A 20,499-nucleotide genomic window follows, 5' to 3' on the forward strand; every position below is an offset into this window, starting at 1 on the left:
CGAACTCAGTAGTGAAACGATGCATCGCCGATGGTAGTGTGGGGTTTCCCCATGTGAGAGTAGGTCATCGTCAAGATTAAATTCCGAAACCCCATTTGCGAAAGCAGATGGGGTTTTGTTTTGGGCGGTTGGAAAGTCAGGCTTTACGCTTAAAACGCCAATGTCAGCCGAGCATTCAACGACTGATCAGATGTATTGCTGCTCACCTGACCGTCATAACTCAACCCCACGCTCAAGGTATCGCTCAACCCCAGATCGACGCCCACGCCGATTATTGCTGCACTGCGAGCAATCGGTGCGCCGGCCAATTCGAAGGTGTCGCCGCCACTGAAAGCGGCACGGCTCTCTGGCGTCACGTCGCCATAGGCGCGACGCCAGCCCAGCATGGCGTTAGGCTTGACCGCGACGCTGCCAGCATTCAAATGAGTGGCTGCACGTAGGCCCAGGGTACTGAAGGTGATGTGATTGTCCTGGGACTTGTTCTCCAGCGTGATCAGGTTGCTGTTCTCATCGAAGGAGTCAGTGTCCAGTCGCACATGGGCAAGGTTGGCGAAGGGTTCGAGCAGCGCGTTACCCATTTCGATGGAGTAACCCAGTTCGCCGAAGACCTGGTTGGTCGCTGCCTTGTAATCTTCTTTGAAATGCTCGGAAGAGCCCGGCAAGTCCAGCGTGCGCTTGGCCGTCAGCTCGTGCCAGGTGCGCACCGCGCCCAGGCGCAGGCCCAGTTGGCCCCACTTGGCGCCTCCATAGACGCCCAGGTGATAGTTATCGCTGTCAGTGGAGCCGGATGCATGACGCAGGTCGAAACTGCTGCTGCTCACGCCAGCCAGCGCGCCCACGCGCCACGTATCATCGAGCGGTACATCAACGCCGAACAACAGCCCGCTGGTATGACTGTCGAGTCCCGAGACGTCACGGCTGCCGTCGGTTTTCCCGGTCGCGCCAATGGCTTGAGTCCACACCACGCCACGCGAAGCATCACCGACCAGTGTTTGCGCCGTGCTGCCGAATGCCTGCGCCGACTGCGATTGTTGCAAGCGATCATTCATGGCATTACGCACCAGTCGGCTGTCTTCAATCAATGCAGTCTGCGTTGAAGCATGCAGCTCATTGGACAACGCCTTGAACGTGGCTTGTGCCGTCGGCGCGTCATCCTGTACCACCTGACGCCAGAGCGCATTGCCAGCACCCGCGCTGTCCAGCCCTTGCGCGACAGCCCTGGCATTGCGGGTAGTCGCAAGGGTGGAGAAGCTCTGCGCGTTACGATCAAGCGTCAGGCCCACATCGGTAGCTGTGTAGTTCAACGTTGGGGTGAGGAATGCGAAGTTGGTTTGCACGGGAGCAAACGCACCGCTTACGCCGCCGGCTGCCGAGAGGATCGAGTAACGGCTCGCGGCCAGCCAGTGACCGCCTTCAACCAGCGACAATGTGCTGTTATTGATGTTTGCACGACCGCTGGCGACGATGCGATCAGCATTGCCGGCAGCGTCCGACTCCACCTGATAGACCGCACCCTGAGCAAGGTTGACGTCACCCTTGACGTTCAGTTGCCCGACCGAATTGCCCGGCGCCACCACGCCACCCTGAGCGACATTGATGCCGCCAACAATGCCGTTGCCACCCAGCGTTGCGCCTTGCTGCACACTGACGAGCGAGTTCCCCAGATTGCCGTTTACGGCCAGGCGCCCGGCTTGCACAGTCGTCGCGCCCGACAGACTGCTATTGCCGGTCAGGTTCAACGACCCCACCCCCCGTTTGATCAGCGCACCGTTGCCCGCCAGTGTGTTGCCGAGGGTATCGTTGGTTGACTGATCGACCACCAGTGTGGCGTCATCGGTGATCGCTCCGCTGCCGAACGCCTGGGCGTGACCGGTCAGAACCCCGCCATTGATCACCGTGCCGCCCGAGTAAGTGTTATTACCGGTCAGCAGCAGATTACCGCTGCCGTTCTTGATCAGCGCGCCACTGCCGCTGATATCGTTGCGCCAGGCGTCAATGGCGTTATAGCCACCGAGGCTGGCGTCCATGTTCACTGTGACGTTGGAATTGAACGCCGCGAAACCATCGCCCGCCGCGTACAGGTTCAATCGGCCATAGCCGCCTGACTGATCGATCACCGCATAGCCTGAGGCAATTTCAGTCGTCGCCAGAATCTCGCGGCGCTGGCTCGCGTCCAGATAAGGAAAGCGCGTTTCCAACAGCACTTCGGCGTTAACCGGCACTACCGGCGCCAGGTTGGTCGCGCCCACAGGATCGAATCCGTAAGTCATGCGCGACGTATACAGCGCCTTGTCCTGAGCGTGCTGAGAGGTACGGTCAGTGGCCGGGTCGATGGTCGCCAGGCAGTTATTAACATTGCCGCCGCATTGCGCAGTGAAATACGCCAGCGCCTGTGCCCGCGCATCGGCGCGCAGTTGAGCATTGGCCGGGTTGGACAAGTTATCGATGGCGAAATACGTTGCGGTAATGCGCCCACCGATCACGTCAAAAGGCGAATGCATGCCCGCTTCAATACGGTTGTCACCGATTTCCGACGCGCGCAGCATGAGTTCGCTGAAACGTTCGGGAATCGCGTAGGCCAGTGCGTAGGAAGACAAGTACGCAGCGTTGGTATGGCCGCTGGGGAATCCCGAATCGCTGGCCGGCGTCGTGCTCTTGGCCGGCCGCAGCGAAGGCTGCACCACGAACTCCAGGTTTTGACCGTCCAGGCTTTGCCGCCAGGGACGGGGATACAGATAGTGGGATTTGGCAGGCGTGGTAGACGCGTCATTACGCAACGCTCCGACCAGATCGACCACCTTGCCCAGCGCCGAAGAGGAGCTGCCGGCGCCGTTGCCTTTATCGTCGTACCTGACGGTTTTGTTGCTGTCGTCGAATTGCGTGATGGTCGTGAAAGCGCCAGCGCCTGCCTTGTAGGCAGCGCTCAACGAACCGAGCCCGCTGATGGCGCTGTAGCTCTGGTCACGGCGATCATCGAAGTAGGCGGCGGTTTCTTGCGCAACGGTACGAGCGTTGGCGCGGTCGAGCACGATTTGCAGGTTGCGCCTGAGCAATCCCTGACCCAGCGCGGTCGGCGTGCCGGTATCCCAGGTCGCGCCGGTCGTCCACAGCGTGCCGAAGCCGGACAGCAGATCGACACCGTTGATGCTGTCGTCCCCCGCACGGCTCGCTGCCTGAACCGATACGGCAAGCAATGAAAGTAGCAATGAAGACGCCATTATCTGGGCCGTTTGGGTGTTGGATCGCATAGCCTTCGCCTTCACTCTATCGGGATAAGGCGCCGACCCTAGCAAGCAGGTTTTACACGCCCATGTATGCGCAGTGACACATTTGTGGCGGCTCCAGGGGGCCTAAACCATCTCAAGCCCGCCAATAACGGCCCACAGTGCTAAAGTCGCACCCCTCGATTGTGCTTTTCCCAAGGAAGCCGTTATGCCGGATGCGACGTCCCTCAGCGCTGGGTTCATGGTGGTTCACGGCAACCGCCTGGACGAGCTGCGCAGCCTGGTGGTCAGTTGGATGCGCCGTTACCCCTTGGCGCCCCTGGAAAACGAAATCGCTCTGGTGCAAAGCAACGGCATCGCCCAATGGCTCAAGCTGGCCCTGGCCGAAGATCCGCAGGACGACGACATGGGCGGCTGCGGTATTGCCGCCGCCATCGACGTTCAACTGCCCGGCAGCTTCATGTGGCAGCTCTATCGCATGGTGCTGGGCCGCGACGAAATCCCGCCCAAATCGCTGCTCGATAAGGCGCCCCTGACCTGGCGCCTGATGCGTCTGCTGCCGGAGCTGATCGACCAGCCACACTTCGAGCCGCTGCAGCGTTTTTTGACCGACGACACCGACCTGCGCAAACGCTACCAACTCGCCGAACGCCTGGCTGACCTGTTCGACCAGTACCAGGTCTACCGCGCCGATTGGCTGGAAGACTGGGCCGCCGGCCGCCATCAATTACGCAACGGTCGAGGCGAGTCCAAACCCCTCAATCCCGCCAATTGCTGGCAAGCCGAATTATGGCGCGCACTGCTGCTGGATGTGGGAGAGCAGGGCATGGCCCAAAGTCGCGCCGGTGTGCATCAGCGCTTCATCGAACGCATCAACAGCCTTGAGCAAGCGCCAAAGGGCCTGCCTTCGCGAGTGATCGTCTTCGGCATTTCATCACTGCCCGCCCAGGCGCTCGAAGCCCTCGCCGGCCTGGCCCGATTCAGCCAGGTGCTGCTCTGCGTGCACAACCCTTGCCGCCATCATTGGTCCGACATCGTTGCCGACAAGGACCTGCTGCGCAACGAGTACAAACGCCAGGCGCGCAAAGCCGGCATGCCCGTCACCCTCGACCCGCAAACCCTGCACCAGCACGCGCACCCGCTGCTCGCCGCCTGGGGTAAGCAGGGGCGCGACTACATCAGCCTGCTGGACAGTTACGACGACCCCAGCAGCTATCGCGCCGCGTTCCGCGACGGTCGCATCGACCTGTTCAGCGACAGCGAGCCCACCACGCTGCTCAACCAGCTGCAGGACGACATTCTCGAACTGCGCCCCTTGAGTGAAACCCGCGAAATGTGGCCCGCCGTCGACCTGCAGCGCGATACCTCAGTCCGCTTCCACATCGCCCACAGCGCCCAACGCGAAGTCGAAATCCTCCACGACCAACTGCTCCAGCGCTTCAGCGCCGACCCCACGCTGCGCCCTCGGGACATCATCGTCATGGTCCCCGACGTCGACAGCTACGCGCCGCATATTCGCGCGGTGTTCGGTCAACTCGAACGCAGCGATCCACGCTTCATTCCGTTCACGCTCACCGACCAGGGCCAGCGCGGCCGCGATCCGTTGCTGATTGCCGTCGAGCACCTGCTCAAACTGCCTGACAGCCGCTTCCCCGTCAGTGAAATCCTCGACCTGCTCGACGTGCCCGCCCTGCGCGAACGTTTCGCCATCAAGGAGCGCGACCTGCCCACCCTGCATCGCTGGATCGAAGGCGCCGGTATCCGCTGGGGCCTTAACGCCGAACAGCGCGCCGGCCTGGGCCTGCCGCCAGCGCTGGAGCAGAACAGCTGGCGATTCGGCCTGCGTCGCATGTTGCTCGGCTACGCGGTCGGCACCGGTATGGCCTGCGACGGCATCGAACCCTACGACGAAATCGGCGGCCTCGATGCTGCCCTGATCGGCCCGCTGGTGGCCCTGCTCGACGCGCTCAATGACGCCCATCAAGCCCTGTCGCAAGCCGCGTCGCCGAGGGTATGGAGCGAACGCCTGCAGCGCCTGATGCAACGGTTCTTCCTGGCCAGCAGCGAACATGACGACTACCTGCTGGGCCAGCTCGAACAGTTGAGAGAAACCTGGCTGGAAACCTGTGAGTCCGTCGGCCTGCAGGACGAATTACCCCTCACCGTGGTGCGCGAAGCGTGGTTGGCCGGTCTGGATCAGGGCCGCCTGTCCCAGCGTTTCCTCGCCGGGGCCGTCAATTTCTGCACCCTGATGCCCATGCGCGCCATCCCCTTCAAGCTGGTGTGCCTGCTCGGCATGAACGACGGCGACTACCCGCGCGCGCAACCGCCGCTGGATTTCGACCTGATGGGCAGCGACTACCGTCCCGGCGACCGTTCACGCCGCGAAGACGACCGCTACCTGCTGCTCGAAGCCCTGCTCTCGGCCCGCGACCAGCTCTATATCAGTTGGGTGGGCCGCAGCATTCGCGACAACAGCGACCGGCCGGCCTCGGTGCTGATCGGCCAGTTGCGCGACCATATGGCCAGCGGCTGGCACAACCTCCAGGACGCTCCATTGCTGGAGGCCATGACCCAGGAACACCCGCTCCAACCGTTCAGCGCCCGCTACTTCCACGAAGGCGACGCGCTGTTCAGTTACGCCCGCGAATGGCAGATGCTGCACCAGGCGACCGACGCCCCACCCATCGCAGACGCACTCGCACCGCATCAGCAGGAAGAACCCCTGAGCCTCGGCCAATTGCAGGATTTTTTGCGCAACCCGGTCAAACATTTCTTCAGCCAGCGTCTGAAGGTGTTCTTCGAAGCCGCCGAAGTACCGCTGGCGGACGAAGAACCTTTCGTCCTCGACGCCCTGCAACGCTATAGCCTGAGCGACAGTTTGCTCAACGCCGCCCTGACCCGACCCGATCAGCTCGACCAGGCCCTCAGCGCCCAGGCCCTGCGCCTGCAAGGCAGCGGCCTGCTGCCCATGGTCGGTTTCGGCGAATGCCTGCGCAACGAGTTGATCGAGCCGTTGCCCGACTTGCTGCAGCGCTATCAACAATTGCTCGCGCTTTGGCCCACGCCCCACACCGGCGCAGAACCGATCAGCTTCGACTACCAGGGCATTCAACTGGACGGCTGGGTCAGCGGCCTGCATCGGCGCAGTGATGGCGGATTACTGAGCGTCACCACCATCCCCAACAGCATCGGCTCGATCAAGACACGCAAGTGGCATCGCCTGATTCGGCCCTGGGTCAACCATGTAGTGGCCTGCGCCTGCGGACTGCCATTGAGCACCGGCCTGGTCGCCAGCGACGACACCTTGCTGCTGGCCCCACTGGAAAAGGCCGCGGCCCAAGCCCTGCTCAACGACCTGCTGCTGGCCTGGCACACCGGCATGAGCAAGCCGCTGCCAGTCGCCGTCAAAACCGCGTTTGCCTGGCTGGGCCAAACCGACCCCGTCAAGGCGCAGGCGGCCGCCAGCAAAGCCTACGAAGGCGATGGCATTACCACTGATGGCGAGCGCCGTGAAAGCCCGGCACTCACCCGGCAATTTCCCGACTATGCCGCGCTCACCGCCAGCGAAGAGTTCGAGGGCTGGGCCGAAACCCTGTATCGCCCGCTGATCAATGCGTCCTGGCGATCACTCACCCGCGAGGAGGCCGGCGCATGACCCGCAAACCCCTGGCCCTGGCGTTCCCGCTCAAAGGCAGCCAACTGATCGAAGCCAGCGCCGGCACCGGCAAGACCTTCACCATTTCGGCCCTGTACCTGCGCCTGGTGCTCGGCCACGGTGGCGAAACGTCCGGTTTTGGTCACGAGTTGCTGCCGCCGCAAATTCTCGTGGTGACCTTCACCGACGCCGCCACCAAGGAACTGCGCGAACGCATCCGCATCCGCCTGGCCGAAGCCGCACGCTTTTTCCGCGTTGAAATCGAACAGCCGGACGCGCTGATCGCCGACCTGCGCGACGAATACCCGCCCGAGCTATGGCCTGCCTGCGCCAATCGCCTGGACATCGCCGCGCAGTGGATGGACGAAGCAGCCGTCTCGACCATCCACAGCTGGTGCCAGCGCATGCTGCGCGAACATGCCTTCGACAGCGGCAGCCTGTTCACCCAGACCCTGGAAACCGACCACAGCGATCTGCTGGGCGAGGTGCTGCGCGATTACTGGCGGCTGTTCTGCTACCCCCTGCACGACGACGCACTCAACTGGGTGCGCAACCACTGGGGTGGCCCGGCCGCGCTCATGCCACGGGTGCGCGCGCTGTTCGGCAGCGAGCGGCCGACCGACGAGACCCGCGAGCCGGCCGAGCTGATCAACGCCTGCCTGCAGGAACGCCGTGAAGCGCTGATCCACCTCAAGGCGCCCTGGCAACAATGGGCAACGGAATTGCGTGAGATCTGCCTGCAGGCCGTCGCCGCCAAAGCGGTTGACGGCCGCAAGATGCAGGCCCGTTACTTCGAGCCGTGGTTCGAAAAAATCAGCGCCTGGGCCGCCGACGAAAGCCTGGAGCAGTTGGACATCGGCACCGGCTTCACGCGGCTTACCCCGGACGGCATGGCCGAAGCCTGGAAGGGCGACCCGCCGCAGCATCCCGGCATCGAGGCCATGGCCGATCTCAAAGCCCGTCTTGATGCCTTGCCGACGCCCGACGCCGCCGTGCTGCAACACGCCGCCGGGTGGGTCGGCAAACGGTTTGAAGAAGAAAAACGTCGCCGCGCCGAAATGGGCTTTGACGACATGCTGATCCGCCTTAACGCCGCCCTGCAAGCCGAAGGCGGCGAGCGCCTGGCCAGTGTGATCCGCGAGCAGTTCCCGGTGGCCCTGATCGACGAATTCCAGGACACCGACCCGGTGCAGTACAGCATCTTCGACAGCATTTACCGTATCGAAGAAAACCACCTCGACAGCGGCCTGTTCCTGATCGGCGACCCCAAGCAGGCGATTTACGCGTTCCGGGGCGCCGACATCTACACCTACCTGCGCGCGCGCAAATCCACCCTCGGCCGCCATCACACGCTGGGCACCAATTTCCGTTCCAGCCATGCCATGGTCGAGGCGGTAAACCATGTGTTCCAGCGTGCGGAAACAGGCCGTGGCGCGTTTCTGTTTCGTGAGCCCAATGGCGATAACCCGGTACCGTTCCACGCGGTGCTGGCCCAGGGCCGCAAGGAACAGTTGCAGGTCAATGGTCAGACGCTGCCGGCGCTGAACCTCTGGCACCTGCCCACCGATCAGCCGATTTCCAACGTCATCTATCGCAAGCATCTGGCTGCTGTCTGCGCGACCCAGATTGTCGAGCTGCTCAACGGTGGGCAACAAGGCACGGCAGGTTTGCGGCAGCAGGATGACCGCTTCAATGGCGTGCTGCCGTCAGACATCGCCATCCTGGTGCGCGATGGCAAGGAAGCCCAGGCCGTGCGTGCCGAGTTGGCAGCCCGTGGCGTGCGCAGTGTGTACCTGTCCGATAAGGATTCAGTGTTCGCCGCTCAGGAAGCCCACGACCTGCTGGCCTGGCTCAAAGCCTGCGCCGAGCCCGACGTCGAGCGCCCACTGCGCGCCGCGCTGGCCTGCGTCACCTTGAACCTGTCGCTGGCGGAACTGGAGCGCCTGAACCAGGATGAACTGGCGTGGGAAACCCGCGTGATGCAGTTTCGTGGCTACCGCGCGATCTGGCGCAACCAGGGCGTGCTGCCGATGCTGCGTCGCTTACTGCATGATTTCAAACTGCCGCAAACGCTGATCGCCCGCAGCGATGGCGAACGGGTGCTGACCAACCTGCTGCACCTGAGCGAGTTACTGCAACAGGCCGCCTCGGAACTCGATGGCGAGCAGGCGCTGATCCGTCACCTGGCCGAACACCTGGCGCTGTCCGGTCAGGCCGGTGAAGAGCAGATCCTGCGCCTGGAGAGCGACGAGCAACTGGTCAAGGTGGTGACCATTCACAAGTCCAAGGGCCTGGAATATAACCTCGTTTTCCTGCCGTTCATCTGCTCGGCCAAACCGGTGGATGGCAGCCGCTTGCCGCTGCATTACCACGATCAACAGGGTAAGTCCCAGGTCAGCCTGCGTCCCACCGCCGAGCTGATCGCCCAAGCCGACGACGAGCGCCTGGCCGAAGACCTGCGCCTGCTCTACGTGGCCCTCACGCGCGCGAAACATGCGTGTTGGCTCGGCATCGCCGACCTCAAGCGCGGCAACACCAGCAGCTCGGTGCTGCACCTGTCGGCGCTCGGCTATCTGCTCGGTGCCGGCGCCGCGCTGGGCGAGTCTGCCGGGCTGGCGGGCTGGTTGCTGGACCTGGCGCAAGGCTGCCCGGCGGTGCACTACACTGAGGTGCCCGACCCGCAGGACAATGTCTTCCACCCGCCGCGCAACCAGGCCACCTTGCTGGCGCCGTTGCTGCCCACGCGCAAGGCGGCGGAAAACTGGTGGATCGCGTCCTACAGTGCCCTGCGCATTGGCGACAGCATGAGCGCCGCCCCCCTCGAAGCGCCGGAAAGCCCCCAGGCCCAGAAGCTGTTCGATGACGAACGCCTCGACCCCGATGCCCCGCGCGAAGTGGCAGCGTCCGGCGGCGATATTCACCGTTTCCCACGTGGCCCTAACCCCGGGACCTTCCTTCACGGTTTGCTCGAGTGGGCCGGTGAGGAAGGTTTCGACGTGACCCCACAGGCGCTCGAAAAAGCCGTCGGCGCGCGCTGCAATCGTCGCAACTGGGAAGGCTGGATCGTCACCCTCAGCAGTTGGCTGGGCCATCTGTTGGAAACGCCGCTGCCCCTGCATGACGATCAGGTCACGCTCAGCGGTCTGCAGCACTATCAGATCGAGATGGAATTCTGGTTCGCCAGTCACAAGGTCGATGTGCTCGCCCTCGACAGGCTGGTGTGTCAGCACACCCATCACGGCGTGTCGCGCGTGGCTGCCGAACCGGTATTGCTCAATGGCATGTTCAAAGGCTTTATCGACCTCACGTTCGAACACGAGGGCCGCTACTACGTGGCCGACTACAAATCCAACTGGCTCGGCCCCGATGATTCGGCCTACACCGTCGAGGCCATGGAACAGTCGATCCTCGAGCATCGGTACGACCTGCAATACGTCCTCTACCTGCTGGCCCTGCATCGCCAGCTCAAGGCCCGTTTGCCCGATTACGACTACGACCGGCATGTCGGCGGTGCGCTTTACCTGTTCCTGCGGGGCACCCAGGCCGCCAGCCAGGGCGCGTATTTCACCCGGCCACCGCGCGCGCTGATCGAGGGGCTTGACCTGCTGTTCCAGGGTAAATCGATACCGCCCAAGGCTGAGCCCGCGTGGGAACAAGGAGTGCTGTTATGAGCCTGTCGCCGCTACCGCTGGAGGCACTGGCGCCCTTGAACCGCGCCGCCGACCTGCTGCAACTGCTCGAACGTTGGGTCGAACGTGGCTGGCTGCGTGCGCTGGACAAAGCCTTCGTCGGCTTCCTGCATGAGCTCGACCCGCACGCCGACCCCCTGGTGTTGCTGGCGGCGGCCTTGACCAGTCACCAGCTTGGCCACGGCCATGTGTGCCTGGACCTGTTCGAAACCCTCAAGGCAGCGGATTTCGCCCTGTCGTTGCCCCCCGAAGGCGACCTGCAGACCGGCGCCATGCTGCTGCCGTCGCAACTGCTCGACGGCCTTGACGGCGCCCATTGGTGCCAGGCCCTGGCGGCCAGCCCGTTGGTCGCGTTGGCCGTCGATGACAGCGAGTCCGCCCACAGCCGGCCGTTGGTGCTGGCCGGCAAACGCCTGTACCTGCGCCGTTACTGGGCCTATGAGCGGCGCATCGACACGGCGTTGCGCCTGCGCCTGGCCACCGAAGAAACCGTCTCGACCGACTTGCCCCAACGCTTGAACGGCCTGTTCGAACACGCCCCGCCGGATGGCGTGATCGACTGGCAGAAACTCGCCTGCGCCCTGGCCACCCGCGGTGCGTTCAGCATCGTCACCGGCGGCCCCGGCACCGGCAAGACCACCACCGTGGTGCGCCTGCTCGCGCTGTTGCAGGCGCCCGCCGTGGAGGCCGGCAGCCCGTTGCGCATTCGTCTGGCCGCGCCCACCGGCAAGGCCGCCGCGCGCCTGACCGAATCCATCAGCCAGCAAGTGTTGTCGCTCAATGTGCCGCAGGGCGTGAAGGACAAGATCCCGACCCAGGTCACCACCGTTCACCGCTTGCTCGGCAGCCGCCCAGGCACCCGGCACTTTCGTCATCACCTGGGCAACCCGCTGCCGCTGGATGTGCTGGTGGTGGACGAAGCCTCGATGATCGACCTGGAAATGATGGCCAACCTGCTCGACGCCTTGCCGTCTCACGCGCGGCTGGTGCTGCTGGGTGACAAGGACCAGCTCGCCTCGGTGGAGGCCGGTGCCGTGCTCGGCGACCTGTGCCGCGACGCCGAGGCCGGCTGGTACAGCCCACAGACGCGGCAATGGCTGCAAGCGGTCAGCGGCGAAGACCTCAGTGCCAGCGACTTGCAGGAAGACCTCGACGCCAGCCACCCGCTGGCGCAACAAGTGGTGATGCTGCGTTACTCGCGGCGTTTTGGCGAAGGCAGCGGCATCGGCCAGCTGGCGCGCTGGGTCAACCAGCAAAACGCCGAACAGGCACGTGCACTGTTGGCCGCGCGCAGCCACAGCGACCTGTTCTGCGTCAGCCTCAAGGGCGAGCACGACCACGCCCTGGAACGGCTGGTGCTGGACGGGCAGGGCGATGGCGCCCAGGGTTATCGCTACTACCTGAACCTGCTGCAGTCCGCGCGCCCGCCGCTCGATACCCCACGCGAAGACCCCGCCTGGACCCACTGGGCGCAACAACTGTTGCAAGCCTTCGACGCGTTCCAGTTGCTCTGCGCCGTGCGCAAGGGCCCCTGGGGCGTGGAAGGCCTCAACCTGCGTATCACCGCCGCCTTGCGCAAAGTGAAGCTGATCGAAGGCGACGAGCAATGGTACGAAGGGCGCCCGGTCTTGATGACGCGCAATGACTACGGCCTTGGGCTGATGAACGGCGACATTGGCATCGCCCTGAAACTGCCGGAAAGTGACGGCGGCCCGCAGGTATTGCGCGTGGCCTTTCCGCGCAACGACGGCCAGGGCGGCGTGCGCTTTGTGCTGCCCAGCCGCTTGAATGATGTGGAAACCGTGTACGCCATGACCGTGCACAAGTCCCAGGGCTCCGAGTTCACCCACACTGCGCTGATCCTGCCGGATGCGCTCAACCCGGTGCTCACCAAAGAGCTGATCTACACCGGCATCACCCGCGCCAAACGCTGGTTCAGCCTGATCGAACCGCGTGGCGGCGTGTTCGAAGAAGCGGTGCGGCGCAAGGTCAAGCGCTTGAGCGGGTTGATGCTGGAACTGGGCCAGGACACAGTAGAGGCTGACTGAACGGACCCTCCATTCTCAATCTGTAATGCAATCAAAGTGTGGGAGGGGGCTTGCTCCCGATAGCAGAGTGTCAGGCACTGATAGGTCACTGACTCACAGCCATCGGGAGCAATCCCACTCCCACATTTAATCGGCAAATCGCATCTCCCGCGTTTCCCCCATCAACAACCGCTGGTTCTGCTCCGTCACCTCACGGATGTAATCCCACAGCAGGGTGATCCGTTTGAGCTTGCGCAAATCCTCCCGGCAGTACATCCAGAACTGCCGCGTAATCGCAATCTGCTCCCCCAGCACTGGCAGCAAGCGTGGGTCCTGCGCCGCGAGAAAGCATGGCAATATCGCCAGCGACCGCCCTTGCTGCGCGGCCACGTACTGCGCGATTACGCTGGTGCTGCGCAAGCTGGCGCTGGCACCTGGCACCACGTTGGCGAGGTACAGCAACTCTGAACTGAACGCCAGGTCATCCACGTAGCTGATAAACGGATGCTCGGCCAGATCTGCCGGACGCTGGATCGGTGGGTGCCGGTCGAGGTAGTCCTGGGTCGCGTACAGCTGCAATTGGTAATCGCACAGTTTGCAGCACACATACGGCCCGTGTTCCGGGCGTTCCAGGGCGATGACGATGTCGGCTTCGCGCTTGGACAGGCTGATGAAGTGGGGCAGGGGCAGGATGTCCACCGAGATGGCGGGATAGGTGTCGACGAAATGGCTCAACTGCGGCGTGATGAAAAAACTGCCAAAGCCCTCGGTGCAGCCCATGCGCACATGGCCGGACAACGCCACGCCGGAGCCGGACACCTGCTCGCAGGCCATGTGCAACGTGCTTTCGATGGACTCGGCGTAACCGAGCAAACGCTGGCCCTCGGCGGTGAGCACGAAGCCGTTGGTGCGGGATTTTTCGAACAGCAGCGTGCCGAGGGACACTTCCAGCGAAGTGATGCGCCGCGACACCGTGGTGTAGTCCACTGCCAGGCGCTTGGCCGCAACGCTGGCCTTGCGGGTACGCGCCACTTCGAGAAAAAACTTCAGGTCATCCCAGTTCAGGGAGCCCAGTGAGGTGATGTTTTTTTGCATATTGGACCGGCTTTTATGTGCGTTCTTATTAGAGATTTGCACATCTATACTCCAAAAACAGTCCGAACGCCTCACTTCCCAAGGCGGTTCACGCGCCTTGTCTCTGCATAACTATAAGATTTGGAGACCACATGAACGCATCCACCGACATTTCCGTGCAACGGGTCAAGCTGCTGATCGACGGTGAGTGGGTCGAATCCGGCACCACCCAATGGCAGGACATCGTCAACCCGGCGACCCAGGAGGTGCTGGCCAAAGTCCCGTTTGCCACCGCTGACGAAATCAACGCCGCCATCGACGCCGCCCATCGCGCCTTCCAGACCTGGAAACTGACCCCGATTGGCGCGCGCATGCGCATCATGCTCAAGCTGCAAGCGTTGATCCGCGAACATTCCAAACGCATCGCCGCAGTCCTCAGCGCCGAGCAGGGCAAGACCATCGCTGACGCCGAGGGCGATATTTTTCGCGGGCTGGAAGTGGTCGAGCACGCCTGCTCCATCGGTACCCTGCAAATGGGCGAGTTCGCCGAAAACGTTGCCGGCGGTGTCGACACCTACACCCTGCGCCAGCCCATCGGCGTGTGCGCCGGCATCACGCCGTTCAACTTCCCCGCAATGATTCCGCTGTGGATGTTCCCGATGGCCATCGCCTGCGGCAACACTTTTGTGCTCAAACCGTCCGAGCAGGACCCGCTGTCCACCATGCTGCTGGTGGAGCTGGCGCTGCAAGCCGGTGTGCCGGCCGGCGTGCTCAACGTGGTGCACGGCGGCAAGGACGTGGTGGATGCGCTGTGCACCCATACACACATCAAGGCCGTGTCCTTCGTCGGCTCGACCGCCGTCGGCACCCACGTTTATGACCTGGCCGGCAAACATGGCAAGCGCGTGCAGTCGATGATGGGCGCGAAGAACCACGCGGTGGTGCTGCCGGATGCCAACCGCGAACACACGCTCAATGCTTTGGTGGGCGCCGGTTTCGGCGCGGCGGGTCAGCGCTGCATGGCCACTTCGGTGGTGGTGTTGGTGGGCGCGGCCAAGCAATGGCTACCGGACCTCAAGGCGCTGGCGCAGAAACTCAAGGTGAATGCTGGCAGCGAAGCGGGCACGGATGTCGGCCCGGTGATCTCCAGGCGTGCCAAGGCGCGCATCCTGGCGTTGATCGAAAGCGGCGTGAAAGAAGGCGCCACGCTGGAGCTGGACGGCCGCGATATCAAGGTGCCGGGCTTCGAGCAAGGCAACTTTGTCGGGCCCACCCTGTTCTCGGGCGTGACCACGGACATGCAGATTTACACCGAGGAAATCTTCGGCCCGGTGCTGGTCGTGCTGGAAGTCGCCACGCTGGATGAGGCCATCGCGCTGGTCAACGCCAACCCGTTCGGTAACGGCACCGGCCTGTTCACCCAGAGCGGCGCGGCGGCGCGCAAGTTCCAGAGCGAAATCGACGTGGGTCAGGTCGGCATCAACATTCCGATCCCGGTGCCGGTGCCGTTCTTCAGCTTTACCGGCTCGCGCGGCTCCAAGCTTGGCGACCTCGGCCCCTACGGCAAGCAAGTGGTGCAGTTCTATACCCAGACCAAAACCGTCACCAGCCGCTGGTTCGACGACGACACGGTCAACGATGGCGTCAACACCACTATCAACCTGCGCTGAGTGGGGGAGACGATCATGAAAATTGCATTTATCGGCCTGGGCAATATGGGCGCACCCATGGCCCGCAACCTGATCAAGGCCGGCCACGCGCTGAACCTGTTCGACCTGAATCAGACCGTGCTCAAGGAACTCGCCGAACTGGGCGGCACGATCAGCGGCTCACCGCGTGACGCTGCCCAGGGCGCCGAACTGGTGATCAGCATGCTGCCGGCCGCCGCCCATGTGCGCAGCGTGTGGCTCAATGAAGACGGCGTACTCGCCGGTATCGGCCACGGCGTGCCAGCGGTGGATTGCAGCACCATCGACCCGCAGACCGCACGCGACGTGGCGGCCGCTGCCGCCGAGTACGGCGTGGTGATGGCTGATGCGCCGGTGTCTGGCGGCACCGGCGGGGCGCAGGCCGGGACGCTGACCTTTATGGTGGGCGCCACGCCGCAATTGTTCGCCACCCTGCAGCCGGTGCTGGCGCAGATGGGCCGCAACATTGTGCATTGCGGTGAGGTGGGCACCGGGCAAATCGCCAAGATCTGCAACAACCTGCTGCTGGGCATCAGCATGGTCGGCGTCAGCGAAGCCATGGCGCTGGGCGACGCATTGGGCATCGACACCCAGGTGCTGGCGGGCATCATCAACAGCTCCACCGGGCGTTGCTGGAGTTCGGACACCTACAACCCGTGGCCGGGCGTGATCGAAACCGCGCCGTCATCACGCGGTTACACCGGCGGCTTCGGCGCCGACCTGATGCTCAAGGACCTGGGCCTGGCCACCGAAGCGGCGCGCCAGGCCAAGCAGCCCCTGATCCTCGGCGCGGTGGCCCAGCAGTTGTATCAATCGATGAGCCAGCGCGGGGAAGGGGGCAAGGACTTTTCGGCGATCATCAACAGCTATCGCAAGCCCAAATAGCAGGACTTTTGCGCCTTTGTGGCGAGCGGGCTTGCCCCGCGTTGGGCTGCGCAGCAGCCCCAATCCAGGCACCGCGATTTTCCGCAAAGATCGCGGTGAGAGATTTCAGGGCTGCTACGCACCCCCAACGCGGGGCAAGCCCTAATGCCGTTCAGTTAAGCGCAGATTCCCTGTGGCGAGCAGGCTTGTCCTGCGTTGGGCTGCGCAGCAGCCCCAAAGCCAGACGCTGAGCCGTATCAGGTACACCGCGTTTTGCTTGATTGGGGGCGCTTCGCACCCCAACGCGGGGCAAGCCCGCTCGCCACAACGCACTACGCGTATCAGGCAAACACAAAATACTTGCGCACCGTCTCCACCACTTCCCACGTGCCCTTCATCCCGGGCTCCACCACAAAGATATCCCCGGCGCGCAAGTGAATCGGCTCCATGCCCTCAGGGGTGATCACGCAGTAGCCTTCCTGGAAGTGGCAGTATTCCCACTTCACGTACTCCACGTACCACTTGCCCGGCGTGCAGATCCAGGTGCCCATGATCTTGCTGCCGTCTTCGCTGGTGTAGGCGTTGAGGTTGACCGTGTGGGGATCGCCTTCGAGCTTCTCCCATTTGCATGCGTCCAGGACCGGCAGGGGATGGGTGTCGCGCAGTACGGTGATGGGCTTGGACATGATGACTCCGAGGCAGGGAAGGGAAGGATGCACCCTAAGGCCTCGGGCGTTGCGTCAGTGGTCTGAACTCGACATCAGGATGTCTGTAAGCGCATGAGGTGTGGGAAGGGATGTCCCTTCCCACATCCAATCAGTGTGCTGGCGCAGCGTTTGCGTTTCTTATCCGCACCCGGTAGGCCAGGTAGATGATCCCCACCCACACCGGCATCGCGTACACCGACTCGCGAATTCCCGGAATCGCCAGCATCACGCTGATGATCATCACCATGAACGCCAGGCACAGGTAGTTGCTGAACGGGAACCAGAAAGTCTTGAACGACGGCGTCACGCCTTGCTCGCCCATGGCCTTGCGGAACTTGATGTGGGTGATGCTGATCAGCGCCCAGTTGATCATCAGCGAGGCAACCGCCAGTGCAAACAGCAGCTCCAGCGCACTTTTGGGGGCCACGTAGTTGACCACCACGCAGAGCAGCGTCACCAGCGCCGAAACCGCCAGCGCCCGCAGTGGCACGCCCTGCTTGTTGAGCTTCATCAGCGCCTTGGGCGCATCGCCCTGCTCGGCCAGGCCGAACAGCATGCGGCTGTTGCAGTACACGCCGCTGTTGTACACCGACAGCGCCGCGGTCAGCACCACGAAATTGAGGATGTGCGCGGCGGTGTCGTTGCCGATCAGCGAGAAGATCTGCACAAACGGGCTGCCGCTGTAGGCATCGCCCGAGGCGCCGAGGGTTTGCAGCAATTGGTCCCATGGGTACAGCGACAGCAGTACGGTCAGCGCGCCGACGTAGAAAATCAGGATGCGGTAGACCACCTGGTTGATCGCTTTGGGGATCACCTTGCGTGGCTCGCTGGCTTCGGCGGCGGTGATGCCTACCAGCTCCAGGCCACCGAACGAGAACAGGATGAACGCCATGGCCATCAACAGCCCCATGCCGCCATTGGGGAAGAACCCGCCGTGACTCCACAGGTTGCTGACCGACGCCTGCGGGCCACCGCTGCCGCTGAACAGCAGGTAGCCGCCGAGCATGATCATGCCGACGATTGCCACCACCTTGATGATCGCGAACCAGAACTCGGCCTCACCGAAGATCTTCACGTTCAGGGTGTTGATCAGGTTCACGGCGGCGAAGAAAACCAGCGCGCTGACCCAGGTCGGAATCTCGGGCCACCAGAACTGGATGTACTTGCCCACCGCCGTCAGTTCGGCCATGCCCACCAGCACGTAGAGCACCCAGTAGTTCCAGCCCGACAGAAAACCCGCGTAACCGCCCCAGTATTTATGGGCAAAGTGGCTGAACGAGCCGGCCACCGGCTCCTCGACGATCATCTCGCCAAGCTGGCGCATCATCAGGAACGCGATGAAACCGGCAATCGCGTAACCCAGGATCATCGACGGCCCCGCCGACTTGAGCACCCCGGCGGAACCGAGGAACAGGCCCGTACCAATCGCACCGCCCAGGGCGATCAACTGAATATGCCGGTTCTTCAGGCCACGCTTGAGGCCTACCGGGTTTACTGTGTCATCCGCCATTAAACATTACCTTCTACTTGTTGTTCCGCAGGATCGGTTGCACGCAGAACCCATCCCCGGACGCTGAGGGGGCAGATATTACAGAACCTTAAGTTGAATGAAGATCAAAATGTGGGAGCGGCTTGCTCAAGGCTTCCCACAGCGCCTTGGCATACCCCGGCAACTGCTCGAACGAGCGCGCGCACAGCAGCAACCGACGACGGGCCCACTCTTCCGCCAGCGCTTGAGCCTTGAAGGCACTCGGCACCGGCCCGCGCGCCAGCGCCGCCTGTGGCACGATCCCGATGCCTGCTCCACCGGCCACCATGCGCATCAACCCCTCGAAGCCATCGGCGCGGATGCGGGTTTGCAGGCGAAACCCTGCGTGCAGGGCCTGTTCCTCCAGGTACACCGCCAGCGCACTATGGGCGGCCAGGCCGACGTAGTCGTGTTGCAGGCTGTCGATAAAGCTGACCGGGGCGGCTGCCAAGGGATGATCCAGCGGCATGATCAGCACCAGCGGGTCATCGCGAAAGGGCAGGGTCTGCAAGCCATGGGTGTCGACCGCGTCGGAGATGATGCCCAGGTCCGCCGTGCCCTGGCGCAGGGCCTGGGTGATGCGCAGGCTCGGCAGCTCCTGCAGGTCGATATCGAGGTTGGGGTGTTCGCGTAGAAACGCCGCCAGCAGTTCCGGCAGGTATTCGCTGAGTGCGGTGGTGTTGCACAGCAGACGCACCTGGCCTTTGACGCCGTTGGCGTATGCCGCCAGGTCCTGTTGCAGGTGGTCGGCCTGTTGCAGCAGCAGCCGTGCATGGCGGGCCAGGGCTTTGCCGGCGGGCGTTGGCGCGACGCCACGGCGGCCGCGCTCAAGAAAGGCAATGCCCAGCGAAGCTTCCATGGCGCGGATACGGGCGCTGGCGGCGGCCAGGGACAGATGGCTACGGGCGGCGCCGGCGGTGATGTTGCCGGTGTCGAGGGTATGCAGGTAGAGGCGCAGGTCGATCAGGTCAAAGTGCATGGCTGGATTTCCGGTGACTGGGCTGACGCTATCGGGAGCAAGCCCCCTCCCACACTTGAAGGTATTCACACGTCATCATGTGGGCGGGGGCTTGCTCCCGATGAGGCCCTAAGCCTCACGCAAAACAAGAGGCAGCCTCAGTATATGCCGCATTTTCGATCCAGCCGGAAGCCCGCACAATCGCCCCATGACAACCTTCCTCGCGTTCTACCAAAGCCTCGGTCCCACCCTGACAATGCTGGTCATCGGCACTTTCCTGCTGGCCGGCACGGTCAAGGGCGTTATCGGCCTCGGCCTGCCCACCGTCGCCATGGGCCTGCTCGGTCTGACTATGTTGCCGGCGCAGGCTGCCGCGCTGCTGATCATTCCCTCCATGGTGACCAACCTCTGGCAACTGGCGTTCGGCGGCCACTTGAGTGCGCTGCTCAAGCGTCTATGGCCGATGCTCTTGCTGATTTTCCTCGGCACCGGGCTGGGCACGCTGTGGCTGGGTATGGGCGCCGAGCAATGGGTGGTGCGCGCACTGGGCGCGGCGTTGTTGATTTACGCGCTCAGCGGCCTGTGCCTGCCCACGTTCAAAATGGCGCCGCGCACCGAGCGCTGGCTGGCGCCGTTATGCGGTTTGATCACCGGCCTCATCACCTCGGCCACCGGCGTCTTCGTGATTCCGGCGGTGCCTTGTCTGCAGGCGCTCGGCCTGAGTCGCGACCAGTTGGTGCAGGCGCTGGGGTTGTCGTTCAGCGTGTCGACCCTGGCGCTGGCCGCAGGCCTGGCCTGGCACGGCACTCTTGGCACTGGCGAAATCAGCGCCTCGTTGCTGGCACTGGTGCCCGCGCTGCTGGGGATGTGGCTGGGGCAGGCGCTGCGCCAACGCATCAGTGTGGTGCTGTTCAAGCGGGCGTTCTTCATCGGCATGGCACTGCTGGGCGCCCACCTGCTGATCAGCGGATGAATTCAAGAATAACGTTCCATTCGTGCGTTCTGGTCAACTGTATTTTGCCGCGCCGCCGCTTATTCCGAGTGGGCGATATCGATAGCCTGACGGCCTGTATTGATAACCC

Annotated in this window: 11 protein-coding genes and 1 rRNA gene; 7 read left to right on the forward strand and 5 right to left on the reverse strand. The window is 63.3% G+C overall.

Going from position 1 to position 20,499, the window contains the following annotated elements; all coding sequences use genetic code 11:
- Positions 1-76 (forward strand): 5S ribosomal RNA (gene rrf / locus LUB09_RS24145); the annotation flags it as partial.
- A 73-nt stretch (positions 77-149) separates the two neighbouring features.
- Here the strand turns inward: rrf and LUB09_RS19100 are convergent.
- Entirely contained in the window at positions 150-3,218 is a 3,069-nt protein-coding gene (locus tag LUB09_RS19100; RefSeq protein WP_231423412.1) for an autotransporter domain-containing protein, read from the reverse strand.
- 214 nt (positions 3,219-3,432) lie between these two features.
- Here LUB09_RS19100 and recC point away from each other — a divergent pair, with 214 nt between their 5' ends.
- Genes recC through recD form a run of 3 tightly spaced genes read left to right on the forward strand, consistent with a single transcriptional unit; the run spans position 3,433 to position 12,619 of the window.
- Positions 3,433-6,882, forward strand: a complete 3,450-nt coding sequence (recC, locus tag LUB09_RS19105; RefSeq protein WP_231423413.1) for an exodeoxyribonuclease V subunit gamma — start codon at positions 3,433-3,435, stop codon at positions 6,880-6,882.
- The gene (gene recB, locus LUB09_RS19110; protein ID WP_231423414.1) at positions 6,879-10,553 is read left to right on the forward strand and encodes an exodeoxyribonuclease V subunit beta; all 3,675 of its coding nucleotides are present in this window, start codon (positions 6,879-6,881) and stop codon (positions 10,551-10,553) included. The genes recC and recB overlap by 4 nt, the downstream gene beginning before the upstream one ends.
- Positions 10,550-12,619: an exodeoxyribonuclease V subunit alpha gene (gene recD, locus LUB09_RS19115; protein ID WP_231423416.1), complete on the forward strand. Its 2,070-nt coding sequence runs from the start codon at positions 10,550-10,552 to the stop codon at positions 12,617-12,619. The genes recB and recD overlap by 4 nt, the downstream gene beginning before the upstream one ends.
- A gap of 126 nt (positions 12,620-12,745) precedes the next feature.
- Here recD and LUB09_RS19120 read toward each other — a convergent pair whose 3' ends face one another.
- Positions 12,746-13,693, reverse strand: a complete 948-nt coding sequence (locus tag LUB09_RS19120) for a LysR family transcriptional regulator (protein WP_209984807.1) — start codon at positions 13,691-13,693, stop codon at positions 12,746-12,748.
- 131 nt (positions 13,694-13,824) lie between these two features.
- Between LUB09_RS19120 and LUB09_RS19125 the strand changes: the two genes are divergently transcribed.
- Together LUB09_RS19125 and mmsB are read left to right on the forward strand one after the other, a co-directional pair.
- The gene (locus LUB09_RS19125) at positions 13,825-15,342 is read left to right on the forward strand and encodes a CoA-acylating methylmalonate-semialdehyde dehydrogenase (RefSeq protein ID WP_209984804.1); all 1,518 of its coding nucleotides are present in this window, start codon (positions 13,825-13,827) and stop codon (positions 15,340-15,342) included.
- Between the two features lie 15 nt (positions 15,343-15,357).
- Positions 15,358-16,245 carry a 3-hydroxyisobutyrate dehydrogenase gene (gene mmsB / locus LUB09_RS19130; RefSeq protein ID WP_209984800.1) on the forward strand — a complete coding sequence of 296 codons (888 nt, stop codon included), beginning with the start codon at positions 15,358-15,360 and terminating at the stop codon, positions 16,243-16,245.
- A gap of 320 nt (positions 16,246-16,565) precedes the next feature.
- Here the strand turns inward: mmsB and LUB09_RS19135 are convergent, their stop codons facing one another.
- The 3 genes from LUB09_RS19135 to LUB09_RS19145 all read right to left on the reverse strand — a co-directional run bounded on the left by LUB09_RS19135 (position 16,566) and on the right by LUB09_RS19145 (position 19,438).
- Positions 16,566-16,910 (reverse strand): cupin domain-containing protein, encoded by a 345-nt coding sequence (locus LUB09_RS19135; protein ID WP_003230905.1) that lies wholly within the window; start codon positions 16,908-16,910, stop codon positions 16,566-16,568.
- 130 nt (positions 16,911-17,040) lie between these two features.
- Positions 17,041-18,441, reverse strand: a complete 1,401-nt coding sequence (locus LUB09_RS19140) for an amino acid permease (RefSeq protein ID WP_209984782.1) — start codon at positions 18,439-18,441, stop codon at positions 17,041-17,043.
- An 88-nt stretch (positions 18,442-18,529) separates the two neighbouring features.
- The gene (locus LUB09_RS19145) at positions 18,530-19,438 is read right to left on the reverse strand and encodes a LysR family transcriptional regulator (RefSeq protein ID WP_209984779.1); all 909 of its coding nucleotides are present in this window, start codon (positions 19,436-19,438) and stop codon (positions 18,530-18,532) included.
- A 187-nt stretch (positions 19,439-19,625) separates the two neighbouring features.
- On the opposite strand from LUB09_RS19145, the gene LUB09_RS19150 reads away from it, so the two are divergent.
- Positions 19,626-20,390 (forward strand): sulfite exporter TauE/SafE family protein, encoded by a 765-nt coding sequence (locus LUB09_RS19150; RefSeq protein ID WP_231423418.1) that lies wholly within the window; start codon positions 19,626-19,628, stop codon positions 20,388-20,390.
- The last annotated feature ends 109 nt before the right edge of the window (positions 20,391-20,499 follow it).

Source organism: Pseudomonas sp. Leaf59, from assembly GCF_920984685.1.
Taxonomy (GTDB): domain Bacteria; phylum Pseudomonadota; class Gammaproteobacteria; order Pseudomonadales; family Pseudomonadaceae; genus Aquipseudomonas.

Excerpts from the sequence above, each read along its gene's own strand:
- LUB09_RS19100 (WP_231423412.1), bottom strand. The coding sequence starts at position 3,218 with ATGGCGTCTTCATTGCTACTTTCATTGCTTGCCGTATCGGTTCAGGCA.
- recC (WP_231423413.1), top strand. The coding sequence starts at position 3,433 with ATGCCGGATGCGACGTCCCTCAGCGCTGGGTTCATGGTGGTTCACGGC.
- recB (WP_231423414.1), top strand. The coding sequence starts at position 6,879 with ATGACCCGCAAACCCCTGGCCCTGGCGTTCCCGCTCAAAGGCAGCCAA.
- recD (WP_231423416.1), top strand. The coding sequence starts at position 10,550 with ATGAGCCTGTCGCCGCTACCGCTGGAGGCACTGGCGCCCTTGAACCGC.
- LUB09_RS19120 (WP_209984807.1), bottom strand. The coding sequence starts at position 13,693 with ATGCAAAAAAACATCACCTCACTGGGCTCCCTGAACTGGGATGACCTG.
- LUB09_RS19125 (WP_209984804.1), top strand. The coding sequence starts at position 13,825 with ATGAACGCATCCACCGACATTTCCGTGCAACGGGTCAAGCTGCTGATC.
- mmsB (WP_209984800.1), top strand. The coding sequence starts at position 15,358 with ATGAAAATTGCATTTATCGGCCTGGGCAATATGGGCGCACCCATGGCC.
- LUB09_RS19135 (WP_003230905.1), bottom strand. The coding sequence starts at position 16,910 with ATGTCCAAGCCCATCACCGTACTGCGCGACACCCATCCCCTGCCGGTC.
- LUB09_RS19140 (WP_209984782.1), bottom strand. The coding sequence starts at position 18,441 with ATGGCGGATGACACAGTAAACCCGGTAGGCCTCAAGCGTGGCCTGAAG.
- LUB09_RS19145 (WP_209984779.1), bottom strand. The coding sequence starts at position 19,438 with ATGCACTTTGACCTGATCGACCTGCGCCTCTACCTGCATACCCTCGAC.
- LUB09_RS19150 (WP_231423418.1), top strand. The coding sequence starts at position 19,626 with ATGACAACCTTCCTCGCGTTCTACCAAAGCCTCGGTCCCACCCTGACA.